This is a genomic window from Candidatus Magnetominusculus xianensis, from assembly GCA_001541255.1.
Lineage (GTDB): Bacteria > Nitrospirota > Thermodesulfovibrionia > Thermodesulfovibrionales > Magnetobacteriaceae > Magnetominusculus > Magnetominusculus xianensis.
On the sequence record LNQR01000067.1, the window covers coordinates 15801 to 32391 of the forward strand.

17 protein-coding genes are annotated in these 16591 nt (G+C 45.5%); 10 read left to right on the top strand and 7 right to left on the bottom strand.

Annotated features, from left to right (window positions below; genetic code table 11):
- Window positions 1-91: 91 nt before the first annotated feature.
- Window positions 92-1036 carry a DNA-methyltransferase gene (locus ASN18_RS09335; protein WP_236861641.1) on the top strand — a complete coding sequence of 315 codons (945 nt, stop codon included), beginning with the start codon at window positions 92-94 and terminating at the stop codon, window positions 1034-1036.
- Here the strand turns inward: ASN18_RS09335 and ASN18_RS09340 are convergent.
- The 3 genes from ASN18_RS09340 to ASN18_RS09350 form a co-directional block, all read right to left on the bottom strand.
- Entirely contained in the window at window positions 1019-1912 is an 894-nt protein-coding gene (locus ASN18_RS09340; protein ID WP_085052481.1) for a BglI family type II restriction endonuclease, read from the bottom strand. The genes ASN18_RS09335 and ASN18_RS09340 overlap by 18 nt on opposite strands.
- On the bottom strand, window positions 1905-2123 hold the full coding sequence (locus ASN18_RS09345; protein WP_085052482.1) for a helix-turn-helix domain-containing protein: 219 nt from the start codon (window positions 2121-2123) through the stop codon (window positions 1905-1907). The genes ASN18_RS09340 and ASN18_RS09345 overlap by 8 nt, the downstream gene beginning before the upstream one ends.
- Window positions 2124-2347: 224 nt before the next feature.
- A complete protein-coding gene (locus ASN18_RS09350; protein ID WP_085052483.1) occupies window positions 2348-3367 on the bottom strand; it encodes a flagellin N-terminal helical domain-containing protein in 1020 nt (339 codons plus the stop codon).
- Window positions 3368-3736: 369 nt separating this feature from the next.
- Here ASN18_RS09350 and ASN18_RS09355 point away from each other — a divergent pair, with 369 nt between their 5' ends.
- The 8 genes from ASN18_RS09355 to ASN18_RS09390 all read left to right on the top strand — a co-directional run bounded on the left by ASN18_RS09355 (window position 3737) and on the right by ASN18_RS09390 (window position 12298).
- Complete coding sequence (locus ASN18_RS09355) at window positions 3737-4966, top strand: response regulator (RefSeq protein WP_085052484.1); 1230 nt, start codon at window positions 3737-3739, stop codon at window positions 4964-4966.
- A gap of 19 nt (window positions 4967-4985) precedes the next feature.
- Window positions 4986-5381 (top strand): response regulator, encoded by a 396-nt coding sequence (locus tag ASN18_RS09360; protein ID WP_085052485.1) that lies wholly within the window; start codon window positions 4986-4988, stop codon window positions 5379-5381.
- A gap of 145 nt (window positions 5382-5526) precedes the next feature.
- Window positions 5527-6654: a glycosyltransferase family 9 protein gene (locus ASN18_RS09365; RefSeq protein ID WP_085052486.1), complete on the top strand. Its 1128-nt coding sequence runs from the start codon at window positions 5527-5529 to the stop codon at window positions 6652-6654.
- A complete protein-coding gene (locus tag ASN18_RS09370) occupies window positions 6651-7763 on the top strand; it encodes a glycosyltransferase family 4 protein (protein WP_085052487.1) in 1113 nt (370 codons plus the stop codon). The genes ASN18_RS09365 and ASN18_RS09370 overlap by 4 nt, the downstream gene beginning before the upstream one ends.
- Window positions 7729-8913 carry a glycosyltransferase gene (locus ASN18_RS09375; protein ID WP_157072918.1) on the top strand — a complete coding sequence of 395 codons (1185 nt, stop codon included), beginning with the start codon at window positions 7729-7731 and terminating at the stop codon, window positions 8911-8913. Before ASN18_RS09370 ends, ASN18_RS09375 begins: the two co-directional genes overlap by 35 nt.
- Window positions 8914-8960: 47 nt before the next feature.
- Window positions 8961-9305 carry a hypothetical protein gene (locus tag ASN18_RS09380; RefSeq protein WP_085052489.1) on the top strand — a complete coding sequence of 115 codons (345 nt, stop codon included), beginning with the start codon at window positions 8961-8963 and terminating at the stop codon, window positions 9303-9305.
- A 58-nt stretch (window positions 9306-9363) separates the two neighbouring features.
- Window positions 9364-10980 (top strand): ArnT family glycosyltransferase, encoded by a 1617-nt coding sequence (locus ASN18_RS09385; protein WP_085052490.1) that lies wholly within the window; start codon window positions 9364-9366, stop codon window positions 10978-10980.
- 16 nt (window positions 10981-10996) lie between these two features.
- Complete coding sequence (locus ASN18_RS09390) at window positions 10997-12298, top strand: UDP-glucose dehydrogenase family protein (protein ID WP_085052491.1); 1302 nt, start codon at window positions 10997-10999, stop codon at window positions 12296-12298.
- 4 nt (window positions 12299-12302) lie between these two features.
- Here the strand turns inward: ASN18_RS09390 and ASN18_RS09395 are convergent, their stop codons facing one another.
- Window positions 12303-14447: a RelA/SpoT family protein gene (locus ASN18_RS09395; protein WP_085052492.1), complete on the bottom strand. Its 2145-nt coding sequence runs from the start codon at window positions 14445-14447 to the stop codon at window positions 12303-12305.
- Window positions 14448-14531: 84 nt separating this feature from the next.
- Between ASN18_RS09395 and ASN18_RS09400 the strand changes: the two genes are divergently transcribed.
- Complete coding sequence (locus ASN18_RS09400; protein ID WP_085052493.1) at window positions 14532-15716, top strand: class I SAM-dependent methyltransferase; 1185 nt, start codon at window positions 14532-14534, stop codon at window positions 15714-15716.
- Between the two features lie 63 nt (window positions 15717-15779).
- Here ASN18_RS09400 and ASN18_RS09405 read toward each other — a convergent pair whose 3' ends face one another.
- The 3 genes from ASN18_RS09405 to ASN18_RS17815 are packed head-to-tail and all read right to left on the bottom strand — an operon-like array spanning window position 15780 to window position 16583.
- Window positions 15780-16127 carry a HepT-like ribonuclease domain-containing protein gene (locus ASN18_RS09405; protein WP_085052494.1) on the bottom strand — a complete coding sequence of 116 codons (348 nt, stop codon included), beginning with the start codon at window positions 16125-16127 and terminating at the stop codon, window positions 15780-15782.
- Window positions 16124-16414 carry a nucleotidyltransferase family protein gene (locus tag ASN18_RS09410; protein WP_085052495.1) on the bottom strand — a complete coding sequence of 97 codons (291 nt, stop codon included), beginning with the start codon at window positions 16412-16414 and terminating at the stop codon, window positions 16124-16126. Before ASN18_RS09410 ends, ASN18_RS09405 begins: the two co-directional genes overlap by 4 nt.
- Before the next feature lie 40 nt (window positions 16415-16454).
- Window positions 16455-16583 (bottom strand): hypothetical protein, encoded by a 129-nt coding sequence (locus tag ASN18_RS17815; RefSeq protein WP_306688862.1) that lies wholly within the window; start codon window positions 16581-16583, stop codon window positions 16455-16457.
- Between the last annotated feature and the right edge of the window lie 8 nt (window positions 16584-16591).

Sequence of the window (16591 nt, forward strand, 5' to 3'; positions counted from 1 at the left end):
GCAGCGGGAATATCAAATCATGTGTATTGAGGAAACCGTAGAATTGTTTGTATAATGAGGAAGCATACTATAATTAGCATGTGGAGGGGAAATGAGTTTTTTAGAACTTAATACGATTTATCACGGTCAGTCGGAATTATTAATGGAAAAGATTCAACCTAATTCTGTGGCCCTTAGTTTTTGGTCACCACCTTATTTTGTGGGAAAAGACTATGAGAAAGGAGAAACCTTCGAGAGCTGGCAATCCATGCTTTCTCAGGTGATAGAGCATCACGCACCCGCTTTGAAAGCTGGCGGTTTTATGGTGATTAACATTGCTGACATTCTATGCTTTGCTGATAAGAATATCCCGCGATTTCAGGCTATGAATATAAGCAACCAAAAATGCCAGGTCACAAAGGAAATGGTTCTTGAGGCAAAGTCAAAGTACCCCACATATAATCGCTATCAATTGGCTGATTTGCTTGGTTGTAGTGAACAGACCATTGATAGGCGGCTTAATGGAAACAATATACGAGGTGGAAAATATCAGACCCAAAGCAGAGTGAAACTGATAGGAGGTCATCTTGAAGAGTATGCTTACCGCGCGGGGCTTTATCTTTATGACCACCGCATTTGGGCTAAAGACCCAACTTGGGCTAACAGCAAATGGACTACGAATTCGCTAAAGGCTGTTTCCGAATATGAAGACTTGTATGTCTTTTGGAAACCAGGGCAACAGGTTATTAACCGTAATCGGCTGCACCAAGATGAATGGAGAGAATGGGGATATCGGGCCATATGGTATATTAACAGTGTACGTGCCAATGATAAACATGAAGCACAATTCCCTGTCGAACTTGCCGAACGGGTTATAAGGCTCTATACCGATATAGGTGATGTTGTTCTTGACCCTTTTATGGGAAGTGGTACAACAGCTATTGCTGCTGAAAGATGGAATCGCAATTATATCGGGATAGAAAAAGAATGGAAATATGTTAAACTCGCACAAGAGAAAATCAGACAATCGATACAGCAATTACGCATCGCTTATTAAAAATTCCTGTACTCTCCATGCAGCAATTTCCCGTAATAGTGCGAAACTAATTCGGCATCGCATCTTGAGAGGATTCTTTGATTTATCATCTTTCCCAGGGTACAAAAGATTAGGATATTTTTTTAAGTATCTTGGGTTGACCTCCATTAAAAGCCCATTAGGGATTGAGACAAGCTCTAATCGACTGAGAGGCTGACCGCTCACAGTGTTATTATCTAAGCCCAGCATTTTATACACTGGTTTTATTGCTAATATTACCACTGGAGCGACAGTTCTATCTGATAATACATATAGTGGCGGGATACTGCAATAGAAAGAATGATGTTCCCTGCTGCCAATAGCAGTCATCACTGAATTCTTTATGCCTTTTTCTAAGTCAGTCCAAGTCCCATCCCCTGAAATCTGGTTATGGCTCATGACTGTATGGTCGGCATCATCTCTAGGCCCAACTGATTTAATATCAATAAACAACCACGCTGAATTTGTGAATCCAGTTATTTCTGCAATAAGAGGGCTTGTTACTATAAATCTTTTGTCTGGGCCTGTCGGCAAGCCGACATCTCGTAATGAAAAATCTTTTTGAAATAACCTCGGCAGTTTATCGCCAATTGCATGTTCCCCAACCTCAATCCAGGGGAATTGGTCGCCTCTTGGTTGTCTTCCTCTGTTATCCGGTGGGTATTGCTGCCAAAAAGGATACAGATAACTGGCCTCGTTATAATCTGATTTTATGGATTCAATGTTTTCTTGTAATAGTTTTCCAGTATAATCAGCAAAATAATTTTCAAGGTTAATAAGTATTTCTGGCCTATTGCTTAAATGATTACGAATGTTTATATAAATCTTCTGTTGCTCTTTTCGAAATTTATTAAACATTGAATCGAAGCAAATACTCGGGTTTTGTTTTGAGGGCGTCGGCTACTTTCTCTATATTTTCGAGTGTGATATTTTTCTCTGCCCTTTCAATCATACCTATATATGTACGATGGACTCCGGATAGTTCAGCAAGTTGTTCTTGAGAAAGTCCTTGTTTGATTCGTTCTTCCCGAACCCGTTGTCCAAATCTCTCAAGGATTTTACTTTTCATATCTACAATACTACAGATGTGCTAACTATAGTTCTACATACTATGATTAGCATACGTGTTACCATCCCGGTAACAACAGCGGTCTGTATTATTGGAGTTACGACCTACTGCTTTTAATAAGGCGCTATATCCAAATACAAACAAAAAAACTATCTATTTTCGCGTTTTCTCATTTTCACAGCACTGAAAAGACTTCGGGGACGGCAGCCCGTCCCCGTACTGGCCTACTGCAGGAGCTTTAAGACATTTTGCGGCAGTGAGTTTGCCTGTGCAAGAACTGAGATTCCGGCCTGCTGCAATATATTGTACTTTGTCATGTTTGCCGTTTCTGTAGCGAAGTCGGCATCCATTATCCTTGAGCGTGACGCCAGTGTAGCCTCGTTTACGGCGTCTATGTTGCTGATAACGGCGTAAAACTCATTACTCTTAGCGCCCATACTTGACTTCGAGGCGATAACAATGTTTAATGCCCCATCGACAATGGCTATTGTGTTTGATGCCTTTGATCTATATCCAGTTATAGAAGTCGGGTCGGCTACCTGAAGCGAGGCAAGCCCTGTGTAGGTAATAGGTGCCCTTGTGGTATCACTCCATGCGTAAGGCGCCGGGGTCTCATTTGGCACGAACAAGGCATTCGCCACACTGGCCGTATATACACTGCCAGCCGCTGTATGAATGTCTTTTAAATACATAATCGGTCCAAATTTCCCTTGTGCATTAAATGTGTTTCCGCCCATTGCGTCTGTGTTCATCGAAACAAGTGATACTGCAATAGAGGAATCTGACGCCGTATAACTTGTGAATATGCGCGAGGTGAAGAGACCCGAAAGGAGCTTGTTGTTATTGAACTTGGTCTGTTCTGCAGTTCCACCAATCTGCTCAATTAAGGCGTCTACTTCCATCTGCATGTTTGAGATATCAGTAACTCCGTACTGGCCACTCATCGCCTGAACTGCCAACTCCCTTATCCTCTGAAGATTATTGGTCATCTGGTCCATGCCGCTTTCGGCGGTCTGCGCTATTGACAAACCATCGGCTGCGTTTCTTGAGGCTACGGTAAGCCCTCTTGTCTGCGAGGCCATTCTTGTGGCTATCGCCAGTCCTGCTGCGTCATCTGCTGCCGAATTAATCCTGTAACCGGATGACAGACGCTGCATTGCCTGTGCCTGAGGTACCTGTGTGCTTCTCAAGTTCCTCTGAGCGTTAATTGACAATATGTTCGTGTTGATTGTAAATCCAGCCATTGTGTACCTCCATGCCTTGATTGAAAGTTTAATTAATCCTTATATTAGCGGTTTATCGTTATATTACATCTCCCATTTATATTCCATTTTATAACCCATCTGGGCGTTATGAAAGCAACTATCGTGCCAGCCGCTTATTTATAAGGGAATACACGCTGCAGGGCTGTTTATCAAGGCACTGCCGCTAATAATGCTGCCTCCGGTGTGATAACCGGTGTGATTAATAGTATGATATATTTTTCCTAGAGGGAAAAATTTTCTCGTTGCAGCTATAGCCGTCATGCCGTTTGACTATTGGATTTAATTATGTTATACTCGCTGTCGTTAATGTATCTGAGGCTGTTTCAGATAAGGGGTTAATTATAGAAGATGTCTAAATCAAGGATATTAATCGTAGAGGACGAATGGATAATAGCAGCTAATTTGAGCTCTGCGCTTGAGGACTTGGGATATGAGATTGCGTCGATAGCCAACACCGGTGAGGATGCCATAAAACAAGCCGAAGAGAAAATGCCCGCCATCGTTCTTATGGACATCACACTGCGCGGTAAGATGGACGGAATTGAGGCGGCTGATGCGATAAGGGCGCTTTATGACATCCCTGTTGTGTATCTCACTTCAAATACGGACGAGGACACATTCAGGCGCGCTATAGACACCGACTTATTTGGCTATATTATTAAACCCTTTGAAAAGTTGGAATTAAAATACGCGATAGAAATGGCCTTATATAAACATAAAATGGAAAATGTGATAAAGGAAAAGACGCGGCAACTTGAAGAGCTGAACAAGAATCTTGAGATAAGGGTAAAAGAGGAAATTGAAAAGGGTCTTCAAAAGGAACACCTGCTTATACATCAGTCAAAGCTCGTGTCAATGGGCGAGATGATGGTAGCCATTTCGCACCAGTGGAGACAGCCGCTTAATGTTATCGGGCTGCTTGTGCAGGACCTTGAGGAGGCATATGAGTTTGGTGAAATCTCAAGGGAATATGTTACAGAAATGACACGGGACTCCATGGCTCAGCTTAATCTTATGTCAAAGACGATAACAGACTTCAGAGATTTCTTTAAACCATCCGGTGAAAAGAGCCATTTCAGCGTAAAGTCCGCGATTGAAGAGTGTATTTCACTAATCAAACTCCAGTATGAAAACAACCAGGTATATATAGATTTCGTCGTACAAAATGTAAATGTCGGCGCACGTACCCCTATTGATTCCCCGCGTATATCAGAGATAACAATATTCGGCTATCCAGAGGAATACAAACAGGTAATCTTAAACTTAATAAGCAACGCCAGAGACGCCATAAGGGAAAAAAGGCGCAGAGACTTTTTCAGCACGGGCTACAGGGGAGAAATCTCCATCAGTCTGGCCGACCTCAAAGACAGTGTAATAGTTGAGATAAAAGACAACGGCCCGGGCATATCTCAAAGTGTTATAGACAGGATATTTGAGCCGTACTATACGACAAAGGAAGATGGCATAGGAATAGGCCTATATATGTCAAAGGTGATCGTAGAAAATCACATGGGCGGCAAACTCTATGCAACCAGCTCAGAAAACGGGGCAAGATTTACCGTTGAGATAATGAAATAATGCCAGGGAGGTGTTACAGATGAAGGCATTGGTAGTTGAGGATGAGTTCAAAAGCAGGACGCTGTTACAGCGCATCTTGTCAAGATATGGGGCGTGCGATGTGGCAGTAAACGGTGAAGAGGCAATCGGGGCATTTGTACAGTCATGGAAAGAGGGTGAACCCTATGACTTAATCTGCATGGACATAATGATGCCTGAGATGGACGGTCAGCAGGCCCTTAAGGATATCAGGGAGATGGAGAAAAAGGCTGGAGTAGAGGACAAGTATAAAGTGAAGGTTATTATGACCACCGCCTATGATTTACAGGAAGAGAAGGATGAGGCATTTGAATGGGGCTGCACAGAGTACCTTGTAAAACCCATAGACAAGAATAAGCTGCTTGAGCAGTTAAAAAAATACGGGTTCGTCGATTAAGTTGGCTGCCCAATCTGGTTGGAACTCTAAGTCTGCGGTCTGTGACCTGTGCGCTGAGATGAACTGTGTGTAATGGTTCAGCAGCGGCTGGTTGTTGACCGCCCCACACCTATCTCTCCCCATGTGGTCAATGTGGTAGCCCCTGATGAAGCTCAATCCATTTGACGGACTGCTATATATTTCAATGAAAATTATTAAGTACTTCGACAAAAGGGACAGCAGCAGTTTCTCCCCCTGCAATATAAAGAATATTTTAGTAATATCATCAACTGCCCTTGGTGATACATTAATGTCCACGCCTGCCATAAGGGCTGTAAGAATCCGGTACCCGAATGCACATATTACCGCGTGTCTCAATGTAAGGTATGCCGGGCTCTTTGCCGGTAATCCCCATATAGATACAATTTTGCCATATTACGGCGGATACAGAAAATTCCTCCGTACCGCCTATGCCTTAAGGCAGGCTAACCCTGAGCTTGCCCTTATTTTCCACGGCAACGAGCCACAGGCAACACCGCTTGCCTACCTTAGCGGGGCACGGTTTATTTTTAAAATACCTATATCAAGGCAGTACGGCTTTCTACTGAGCAATAAATCAAACGGGTTTGACAACCCTTGGCGTCATCACGCCATCGACGTAAGACTTAAGACGGCCTCCTTTGCAGACTGCACAGAAGACGATAGGTCAATGGTTCTGGATGTCGATGCCGCAGCGCTAACACACGTAAAGGCTGCCCTGTCAGCGCTCGGATTCAACGGCGCTCATCCCATTATCGGCTTTCAACCCGGCGCCGCCCAGCTCTACAAGGCATGGCCTAAGGGGTATTTTATAGAACTTGGAAAGCGTATCCTCAGCCTCTACCCGAAGGCCCGTATTGTCATCACAGGTTCAGCCGATGAGCGCCATCTCGCCGGTGAGACAGCCGCAGCTATAGGCACGGGCGCAGTTTCGCTTGCCGGTACACTGTCACTTAAGCAGCTTGCTGCGCTTATTAAAACCCTCTCTGTCCTTGTCACAAATGACACCGGCACTATGCACATCGCCATAGCCCTCGGCACAAGGACTGTATCCCTGTTTTGTCCTTCCAACCACTGGGGCACTGGGGCAGTTACTGAACGGCACCTGCACAGGATAATCAGCGCAGAGCGTCCATGCACCCCCTGCATCACAAAAAAATGCAGGACACCGCACTGCATGAACGCCATTAGTGTCGATGAGGTATTAACAGCAGTAACCAGTTCGATTAAAATGGAACTATCTCCATCGCCATGAAAATAGCTCTCTATAACCTTACGACAACTACCAAGGCTGGAGGCGTGGAGTCCTTTACGCTTGGCATTGCCTCGGCCCTTGCAAGGCGTGGACACACTGTGCATATATATGGCGGCAGGGGGACAATTGCAGACATACCGCAAGGTGTAGCGGTGTTCACCTATCCATATCTGAGCCGTACACGTGTCCCAAATTTTGGATCGAGATTCAGAAAACTAATCGAGCGCCTCTCTTTGAGCATCTTTGCCCTTGCCCCACTGATATGCGGCAGATATGATTACTTATACATTCACAAGCCGTATGATTTACCTGCGGCACTTTTGGCCTCGGCACTCTCCGGCGCTAAGGTGGTGTTTAACTCCCATGGGGCAGAGTTTTTCCCGGGCTACCGCACAATGGTAAAAAGAATTTACAAGTTTTTCTCGTGCAGTCTCTACAACGCCCTCGATGTCGAGCGCTACGCCTCCATCAGACCAATCGTCTTATACAACGGCATAGACACAGACAAATTCAAACCACTGCCAAAGAGCGCGGAGCTAGTGAAAAGACACTCACTGAAAGACGGCGAGCGTGTGCTTGTAAGCATATGCCGGCTTGTCGGGTGGAAGGGGCTGCAATATGCGATAGCCGCCCTTGCCCACATTGATAAGTCCTTGTCTATAAGATATTTTATTGGCGGTGAAGGGCCTTATGAAAAGCAACTCAGGCAGTTGGCCGCCGACTTGCATGTCTCAGAAAGGCTGGTGTTTCTTGGGCGGCTTCCCAATGACGAAATCCCGGCTTATTACTCCATAGCCCATGCCGCTCTGTATCCCAGCGTTGCAGATGAGACATTTGGCATATCCATAGCCGAGGCGATGGCCTGCGGTGTGCCGGTAGTAGCGGCCAATGTTGGCGGCATCCCTGAGGTAGTCGCCGAAGATACGGGATTGTTAATCCCGCCAAAAGACGAAACAGCAATTGCAAAGGCTCTCAACACCCTGCTCATGGACGAGCAATCAAGACAGCGGCTTGGCGCAAATGCCCGCACCTGGGTCACGCAGAATTTTAACTGGGGCGTGATAGCTGAAAAGTTTGAAAAAGAAATCGGGGTCATCGCCGATGCCTAAAAAGATATTAATGGCAGCCGCCCCCGTGCACCCCGTGCCGCCCTTAAAGGGGGCAGCCGTTGAGATGTGGATTTATGAAGTATCAAAGAGGCTTGTCGGGTATGAGCCGCATGTCGTATGCCTTGCCGATGAGTTTTACCCGGACACTGAATACAAAGACGGCATATTTTTCCACAGGATTCGTTTCGGAAGAATTTATAGACGATTATTTCAAAAACTCACAAGGCTTGACCCGTTTTCATACAACGACAGAATCATCGAATTAATCAAAGAAATCTCCCCGGAAATCATCCATATGCACAATTCAATAAAGCGTTTTACACCGCTGATAAAGGCTGTCAGAGCAGCCGGACTAATCAAAACAATGCTCCACGTGCAGAACGAATTCCCTGTTGATGAGCTGCTTGAGCTTGACGCCTTCACCGGCTGCAGCCAGTACATAATGAATCACTACGCTGCAAAGCCCATTGAGGCCGCCCATAAGTTTTGCATATACAACGGTGTTGACCTTGACAGGTTCAAAGATTTCCGCGAAGTTCCCGATGTAAGAGACGCCATTCGGGGGCGCTTTGGCATAAAGAAAGATGACTTCGTTGTACTTTTCGTCGGACGTGTGTCGCCTGAGAAGGGGGTTGAGCATTTTATCAATAGTGCGGGGATTATTAATAAGAAACGCCGAATAGAGGATGTTAAATTTTTCGTCATAGGTGAAATCCAAAAGGGAAGCGGTGACAGGGCAGACTACGGACGCAGGATAGTGGATATGGCGGCGGGGCTGCCTGTCACATTTACGGATGTCTTCACACCATCAAGGATGCACCTGATTTACTTGCTTGGAGACATATTCGTCCTGCCGTCAAACTTTGACGACCCGTTTCCATTTGTGGCGCTTGAGGCGATGGCCACGGGGCTGCCGCTTGTTACCAGAAAAAAGGGCGGACTAACGGACTATATAATAGACGGCGTAAACGGCCTGTTCGTGGACGAGGCTGACCCTGCCGCAGGCATCGCCCAAAAAATCGAACTGCTTGCAGACAATGAACCTCTGAGAGGTTCAGTTGGCAGGGCTGGAAGGCAGACAATCGAGGAGCGTTTCTCATGGGAGAAAATCGCACAAGAAGTTGAAAACGCGTATAATATAGTAATTTAGCTGTAATTATTTGACTTATTTTTTCAGTATTTTGGTATAATACATCTATGGCAGCAGCAATAGACACGCAAAAGATGTTTGAACGCCTGAAAGGGGTAGACCTCAGCGATAAGGCCGCCAAAGAAATATCTGAGATATTAAGAGAAGTAGTAGCAGATCGACTGGGAACACTCGACGAATCCTTGCTGTTGACTGAACATGGATTAACAACTGTAGTTAATAACATAAAAGTAGAAATCATGAAAATAGACCATAGATACAGAACAGAGGCTTTAAGGGATAAAGCTGAAAAGTATAAATCAGAGGCAAATAAATGGGTGGCCGCAATATTGATGACACAAATTGTTGCTATTGCGGTTATGGTTCGGCTCATATGGCTGTTTGAAAAGTAAATATATCTGGCATTTGACTGTCTGATTTAGTTTGTGCGCTAACGGTCATGTAAATCAAATGATTAACCCTGAAACTACAAAACCCACGCGTATTTCTTACAGCGCAATGCTGGCGGCTGCGCTTGGTCTGATAAGCCTGCTCAGGGTATTTTATATACTTTGGGGACCGCTTGATTTAAGCCCAGATGAGGCGCTCTACTGGGACTGCACACGAAGGCCGGAGTTGAGCTATTACACGAAAGGCCCGCTTATAGTATATCTCATGCTCATTTCGACGCATATGTTTGGGACAAGTGTCTTTGGCGTGCGTATTTTGGCGGTGGTCTTCTCTGCACTTTCAAGCCTATATCTTTATAAACTTTGTGTTTCTATGTTTGACGCTTCACCAGATTCTCCCGTTACTCCCGTTAATAGAGAGGGGCAGTTTGTGGGATTTACTGCCGCGATGTTATTTCAGATTATCCCGCTTTACGCCGCCTATGGGGTTATCTTTACGATTGATTCGCCGTTTGTATATCTCTGGATAGCATCGCTTTATACTTTTTGGAAAATCATCTCACTCGAAGAACGCGGTAAGAATGCCGGTTATGGTTTGTGGATACTGCTTGGTATACTGACCGGCGTTGGGTTTATGGCAAAATATATAATGGCGTTTTTTTATATATGCGCCTTTTTGTTTCTTATATTAACCAAAAACCGCCGCCTCTTAAAGACTCCGAAGCCGTATATTTCATTTATTGTGGGAATAATTGCGCTCAGTCCTGTGATAATCTGGAACGCGGCGCACGGCTGGGTTACACTTAAACACACAGCCGGTCATGCACATGTGGCTGACGGGTTTAAGCTGCTGCCGCTAAGTCTGCTTGAGTTCACAGGTTCGCAGTTAGGTGTAGTGACCCCTGTTGTATTATTTTTAATTATTGCAGCCCTGTTCAGGCTGAGGGGCAGTCAAAGGGGAGATTTCCTGTTTTATTTTTCCATCCCCGTTCTTTTATTTTTTACTCTAAAGAGCATTCAGGGAAAGGTTCAGGCAAATTGGGCTATGACGGGCTATATTACGGGAATTGCCGCCGCCGCATGGGTGTATTATAAGAAAGAGGCGTTTAGGGCACTATCTATTCATGCCAAAAGAACGATAGTCATCGGGACGGCAGCCGCTTTAGTTGTAACGATAGTAGGGCATTTCCCTGTGGTTTTGCACTTACACCCAGACAATGACCCGGCTTCAAGGCTTAGGGGCTGGAGGGAATTCGGGGATAGGATAACCACCCTCTACGGCGAATTAAAACAAGAGGGCAAGGCATACCCCCACGGCACGGAGGTATTACTGGTTTCAGACAAATATCAGGTTACAGCAGAGATGGCCTTTTACACGCAGGGAAATCCACTGGTTTACTGTATAAATCTTGGCCGCAGGGTAAACGAATACGACATGTGGCCGGGGATAAATGAATATGCCCAAAAGATAAGAATGTCTGCCCCACTGCGCCGCATAGATGCGGTATTCGCAACCGACGGCAGTCAGCCGCTTCATCCTTTTGTAGCGTTTGCGTTTGACAGGTGCGAAAAAACACCTCTTACAGTAAATGAAAATGGACAAATTCTAAGAGAATACTCTATATTTAAGTGTTATAATTTCAAAGGTATGATTGAAGTAAAACCAAATACCTACTGATACTGAGGGAGATAAAATGGAAATATGTATGATAGGAACCGGATATGTAGGGCTGGTAACAGGGGCATGTTTCGCAGAGTTCGGCGTTACGGTAACGTGTGTTGATAATGACGCAGGGAAAATAGAGGCATTAAAAAGAGGGGAAATACCATTTTATGAGCCCGGCCTTAAAGACCTCGTGGGAAAGGGTGTGCGCGAGGGCAGGTTGATATTCACAACAGAACTAGCTGAGGCGGTAAGAAAATCAATCGTAATATTCATAGCCGTAGGCACACCACCCAAAGAAGATGGAAGCGCAGATGTGGGGTATGTGGAATCTGCTGCCATAGAGATTGCCAAATATATCGAAAGCTACAAGGTGATAGTTACTAAAAGCACCGTTCCGGTGGGGACAGGCAAGCACCTGAAAGAACTCTTTTTAAGAGAAGTCAAAGGCGGGGTAAAAATTGATGTAGTCTCAAATCCTGAATTCTTAAGGGAGGGTGCGGCGGTTGATGACTTTATGCGGCCCAACAGGGTTGTTGTCGGGGTAGAAAGCAACATGGCGCTGTCTATAATGAAGGAGTTGTACAGGCCGTTATATCTATTAGAAACACCGATTATTATAACGAATATTGAGACGTCCGAGCTTATCAAATATGCATCTAACGCATTTTTAGCCACTAAGATTTCATTTATCAACGAAATAGCAAATCTCTGCGAACGAGTAGGCGCCGATGTCCACGACGTGGCGCGCGCAATGGGACTTGACGGCAGGATTGGAAAGAAATTTCTCCACGCCGGCCCAGGCTTCGGAGGCTCATGTTTCCCTAAAGACACGCGTGCGCTGCTTTCCCTGGCTGAACGTGAAGGCATTACGCTAAACGTAGTAAGCGGAACAATAAAGACAAATGATGCACAAAGACAACTTATGCTTGATAAAATACTGCGCGCCACAGGAGATATAAAAGGAAAAACCGCCGCCTTTCTTGGCCTGTCATTTAAGCCAAATACGGACGATATCAGGGAGGCGCCGTCTCTGTATTTAATAGGAGAGCTCCTTACCAGGGGGGCACAGATAAAGGCCTTTGACCCTGTTGCGTCAGACAATGCCGCAAAAGTTTTTCCAACTGTGAACTACTGCTCAACTATTGAAGAAACACTAAGCGGCGCAGATGTGACCGTAATGGTAACAGAGTGGAACCAATTCAGAAATCTCAACTTTGGACGACTCATTACGATTATGAAACGCCCCCTGTTTTTCGACCTGCGAAACGTCTATGATCCGGTGAAGATGAGAAGCCTCGGAATCGAGTACTACTCAGTAGGGAGACTGTAAGAACTCACCTGTTAACACTGATAACACCGTCAGAAGACAGGAGCTTGGTGCTGAGGTTCATGAGCTGGGGTTTGTCTCTTACATCAAGAATGAAGACAAAATGGGCGTGTTTATCAGCCGAGGAGCGAGCCTCAAGGTGTGATAAGTTTATGTTGAAGCCTGTGATAACATTTGTCAGCGCTGCCAGCATACCGGGTTTGTCCATTGTTTCGACATAGAGCTTGGCCGGGGCTGTGGTGTTGTCTTCGGATTCCCACGTAACACTCAACGTCCTGTTTTCGTCCAACAAGGCTGAACGCTTATAATTATGGCAGTCTGTGCGGTGAATAGTAACCCCCTTCCCTTTCGTAATAAATCCATATATGTTGTCACCAGGAATCGGGAAGCAGCACTTGGCCGTCGTGTACATCAGATTATCCACGCCTGTGATGTGTATCCCCTTGTTGGATTTTGGTAGTTTATGCGGTTTGGGCAGCTCTGTTGATTCTTTTGTCTCTGGTTTTTCCGGATTTAAAAGGTGAACCACATGTCTTGGTGAGAGCTTGCCGTAACCGATTGCCATCAATAAGTCATCGAGGGTTTTATAGTTGCAAGCGGCTATTACCTCATCCATTTTTTTGGATTTCAGGGTTGAGAGTTTTATCTTATGTCTTATGAGCATATCCTCTAAAATCGAAGAGCCTAGCTCGATTCCCTGCTTGCGCTGTTCTACCTTTATGAACTGTCTGATACGGTTTTTTGCCTTGTGCGTTACGACGAAATTTAACCAGTCCCTGCTGGGGCTGTGTGTGTTTGAGGTGATAATCTCAATAGTGTCTCCATTTTTCAACTGATACTTAAGAGGCACCATCCTGCCGTTACATCTTGCCCCAACACAGCGGTTTCCTACGTGTGTATGAATCGCATAGGCAAAGTCCACAGGGGTGGCCCCGGCAGGCAATTCCCTTATCTCACCGGCAGGGGTAAAGACAAATACGACCTCAGAGAATATCTCGCCCTTGAACATCTCAAGAAACTCGCGTGCATCCTTTGAGTCCTTCTGAAGATGTACAAGTTCTCTGAGCCATTCGATGTACATAGCATCTTTTTTCTCTACCTGACGACCGCGCTCCTTGTAAAGCCAATGCGCTGCGATACCTTTTTCTGCTATCAGGTTCATCTCCTCAGTCCTTATCTGGAACTCTGTACGCTCTCCACCCGGGCCTAAGACTGTTGTATGCAGTGATTGATACCTGTTAGACTTGGGCATTGCCACGTAATCTTTAAAGCGCCCAGGAACCGGCATCCAAAGCGAGTGAATCAGGCCTAGTATAATGTAGCATTGCTCCTTTGTCTGCGTTATAACTCTCAGGCCCAGCATATCGTTAACATCCTCAAACGTCACACGTTGTGCCTGCATCTTCTGATGGATACCATAGAAATTCTTCACCCGCCCGCTTACCCGCCCCGGAATATTATGCGCCCTCAGTTTCTCTTCGATAGTTGTGGCAAGTGTTTTTACGAACTCTTCGCGCATCTGCCTTTTAACGGCTACCTTTTTGTATAAATCCTCGTAAATCTCCGGGTGCAGGTACTTAAACCCAAGGTCCTCGAACTCTGACCTGAGCCAGCCCATACCAAGACGGTTGGCAAGCGGCGCGTATATATCAAGCGTTTCGGCGGCTATCAACTTTTGTTTGTGGGGCGGCATAAACTTCAGTGTCCTCATATTGTGAAGCCTGTCTGCAAATTTTATGAGTATCACCCTGACATCTTCGGCCATGGCTACGAACATCTTCCTGAAATTTTCGGCCTGGGTCTCCTCCCTTGTCTTGAACTCCATCTGTTTTAATTTGGTCAGGGCGTTGACCATAAAGCCGACATCATCGCCAAAAATCTCAACGATGTCCTTGACGGTCGTATCAGTATCCTCAACAGTATCGTGCAGCAGACCGGCGACAACTGTTTTACAGTCAAGGTGCATATCAGCCAATATGGACGCAACCGCAAGCGGATGTTCAAAGAACGGCTTACCCTCCTTTCTTCTCTGGTCGCAGTGTACCTCTTGAGAGAAATTATACGCCGTTCGAATCATCGTAATATCAGCGTCGGGGGCGTATGCCGTTATTTTACTGAGCAGGTCGTCTAATTTTAATAGTTCGTACACCATAGCATGTTATGATATATTATAATACAATTAATAATTAAGTATCTAATATTAATTTTGAGGGCACGCCGATTAAGCGTGAAGACTATGCTTAGAGAAATAATCACCGGACGAATCAGAGACAGCGGCCCGATGCCGTTTAAGGAGTTCATGGCAGAGGCCCTGTACCACCCCGAATACGGGTATTATATGTCAAAAGAGACAATGCCGTTTGGACGGGAGGGGGATTTTTTTACCGCCTCACACCTGCACGCGGCCTTTGGTGCAGCAATTGGCAGACAAATCGAACAGATGTGGACACTTATGGGAAAACCAGCACCATTTCACATAATAGAATTCGGGCCGGGCCGGGCGCTCATGGCCAGCGATATGCTGAAATATCTTGCTGGTACAGAGTTTTTCAACACCATCTCCTACGTAATCATCGAACGAAATCAGTGGCAGCGACAGCGCCAGAGGGCTATGCTCATGCCATTTTCAGAAAATAAAATAACGTGGGCTGCCTCAGTTAATGAACTGCCCCCTGCCTGTACCCAAGTCTCTGGATGTATACTTTCAAACGAACTTCTCGACGCCTTCCCAGTACACCTCGTACAAATGGAAAACGGCAAATTACGGGAAGTCTGGGTCAGTGCCGAAGGGGATAATCTCAAAGAAATACTCGTTGAACCGTCAAAAGAAATACTTGAATATGTGGAAGAGTTTAAAATCGATGTACTAAGGGACACTGCCACACCCTTTAACTCTGTCATTCCAGCGAAAGCTGGAATCCAGTCAAGTTACAGGACAGAGATAAACCTTGCCGTCAGGGATTGGCTCAAAGACTGTTCGGCGATTCTCAGAGAGGGTTTTATTCTCACTATTGACTATGGATTTCCGGCGTGGCAGTATTATCAACCGGGGCGCTGCCGCGGTACACTGCTGTGTTACCACCGCCATAAGACATCTGAAAATACCTATGAAAACATAGGGCAGCAGGACATAACCGCACATGTCAATTTCTCAGCGCTTGCGAACTGGGGGCTGGGTTTCACGCCAGTAGGGTACACTGCACAGGGGACATTCCTCTGTTCATTGGGAATCGACGAGCTGCTGTCTAAGATCCCGATGGACGCAGACTATCAGTTTGAGGCAGCAAAGATAAAAAGGCTGCTCGTCCCCGAAGGCATGGGACAAAGCCACAAGGTGATGATTCAGTATAAGGGAGCGGCGGCGAACATCCCCAACTTGAAGGGATTTACAATTCGAAACCAACTTAGGGAACTTGATTAGCATAAATCAGTAAGGCTGGTAATAATAAAAACTAAGGGCTAAGGCAAAATAAGAGGATACATTTCAGTGGTCGTTAGGCAATTCGTCAAATATTTTATTGAGTAACGGCTTGATTAAAGGCAGCCGGTTTTTTACGGCTACCCAAACCAGTTCATGTTTTACCCCGAAATAGACATGTACCAATTTATCCCGCATTCCTGCCATCTCCTTCCACGGTATTTCAGGATGGAGGGATTTTATCTCGTCAGGAATCTTTTTTGCCGCCTCGCCAATATTTTCGAACCTTTTTATCACAGCGTCTGATGTCTTGACGTCTTTTCTAAACTCCTCAAGCCCCATCCCGAATGTAAACTGCTCAATAAACTCTATTGATTCAAGAATGTCTTTCAGATAAAGGGCAACATTCCTCATATATAAATAGCTTCCTTAATGACAGCATTTCTGATTTCACTCTTAATCGTATCACTTGGCACTACATCAACGCGCCTATCGAGCTTTTCCTCAAGAAACAGCGCAAGGCCGACATAGTCGAATAGGTCTGCATTTTCCGTAAAGTCAACCAGGATGTCAATATCGCTGTTCTCACGCGCATCTCCTCTTGCGACAGAGCCGAAAATACCCCGTATATGCGCATTATATTTAACAAAAGACTCTTTCGTTACTGCTCTCAATGCTTGAATCACGCTTTCCTTTGTCACACGCTTTACCTCATATCAGAATGAGCAATACTTTAACATACTATATATATCTAAAATACGATTGCACGGGACCGTTAAGCTCCGGTATCGATAGTCCACTCTCTACCACCAACTTTGCCGCCTCTTCTCTGAACTCCTTCGTGTACTTCCCGTTAGGTAGCCTTTCCATTTGACACC

Excerpts from the sequence above, each read along its gene's own strand:
- ASN18_RS09390 (WP_085052491.1), top strand. The coding sequence starts at position 10,997 with ATGGAAATATGTATGATAGGAACCGGATATGTAGGGCTGGTAACAGGG.
- ASN18_RS09370 (WP_085052487.1), top strand. The coding sequence starts at position 6,651 with ATGAAAATAGCTCTCTATAACCTTACGACAACTACCAAGGCTGGAGGC.
- ASN18_RS17815 (WP_306688862.1), bottom strand. The coding sequence starts at position 16,583 with ATGGAAAGGCTACCTAACGGGAAGTACACGAAGGAGTTCAGAGAAGAG.
- ASN18_RS09345 (WP_085052482.1), bottom strand. The coding sequence starts at position 2,123 with ATGAAAAGTAAAATCCTTGAGAGATTTGGACAACGGGTTCGGGAAGAA.
- ASN18_RS09405 (WP_085052494.1), bottom strand. The coding sequence starts at position 16,127 with ATGAGGAATGTTGCCCTTTATCTGAAAGACATTCTTGAATCAATAGAG.
- ASN18_RS09385 (WP_085052490.1), top strand. The coding sequence starts at position 9,364 with ATGATTAACCCTGAAACTACAAAACCCACGCGTATTTCTTACAGCGCA.
- ASN18_RS09380 (WP_085052489.1), top strand. The coding sequence starts at position 8,961 with ATGGCAGCAGCAATAGACACGCAAAAGATGTTTGAACGCCTGAAAGGG.
- ASN18_RS09365 (WP_085052486.1), top strand. The coding sequence starts at position 5,527 with ATGAAGCTCAATCCATTTGACGGACTGCTATATATTTCAATGAAAATT.
- ASN18_RS09335 (WP_236861641.1), top strand. The coding sequence starts at position 92 with ATGAGTTTTTTAGAACTTAATACGATTTATCACGGTCAGTCGGAATTA.
- ASN18_RS09360 (WP_085052485.1), top strand. The coding sequence starts at position 4,986 with ATGAAGGCATTGGTAGTTGAGGATGAGTTCAAAAGCAGGACGCTGTTA.
- ASN18_RS09400 (WP_085052493.1), top strand. The coding sequence starts at position 14,532 with ATGCTTAGAGAAATAATCACCGGACGAATCAGAGACAGCGGCCCGATG.
- ASN18_RS09340 (WP_085052481.1), bottom strand. The coding sequence starts at position 1,912 with ATGTTTAATAAATTTCGAAAAGAGCAACAGAAGATTTATATAAACATT.
- ASN18_RS09350 (WP_085052483.1), bottom strand. The coding sequence starts at position 3,367 with ATGGCTGGATTTACAATCAACACGAACATATTGTCAATTAACGCTCAG.
- ASN18_RS09355 (WP_085052484.1), top strand. The coding sequence starts at position 3,737 with ATGTCTAAATCAAGGATATTAATCGTAGAGGACGAATGGATAATAGCA.
- ASN18_RS09395 (WP_085052492.1), bottom strand. The coding sequence starts at position 14,447 with ATGGTGTACGAACTATTAAAATTAGACGACCTGCTCAGTAAAATAACG.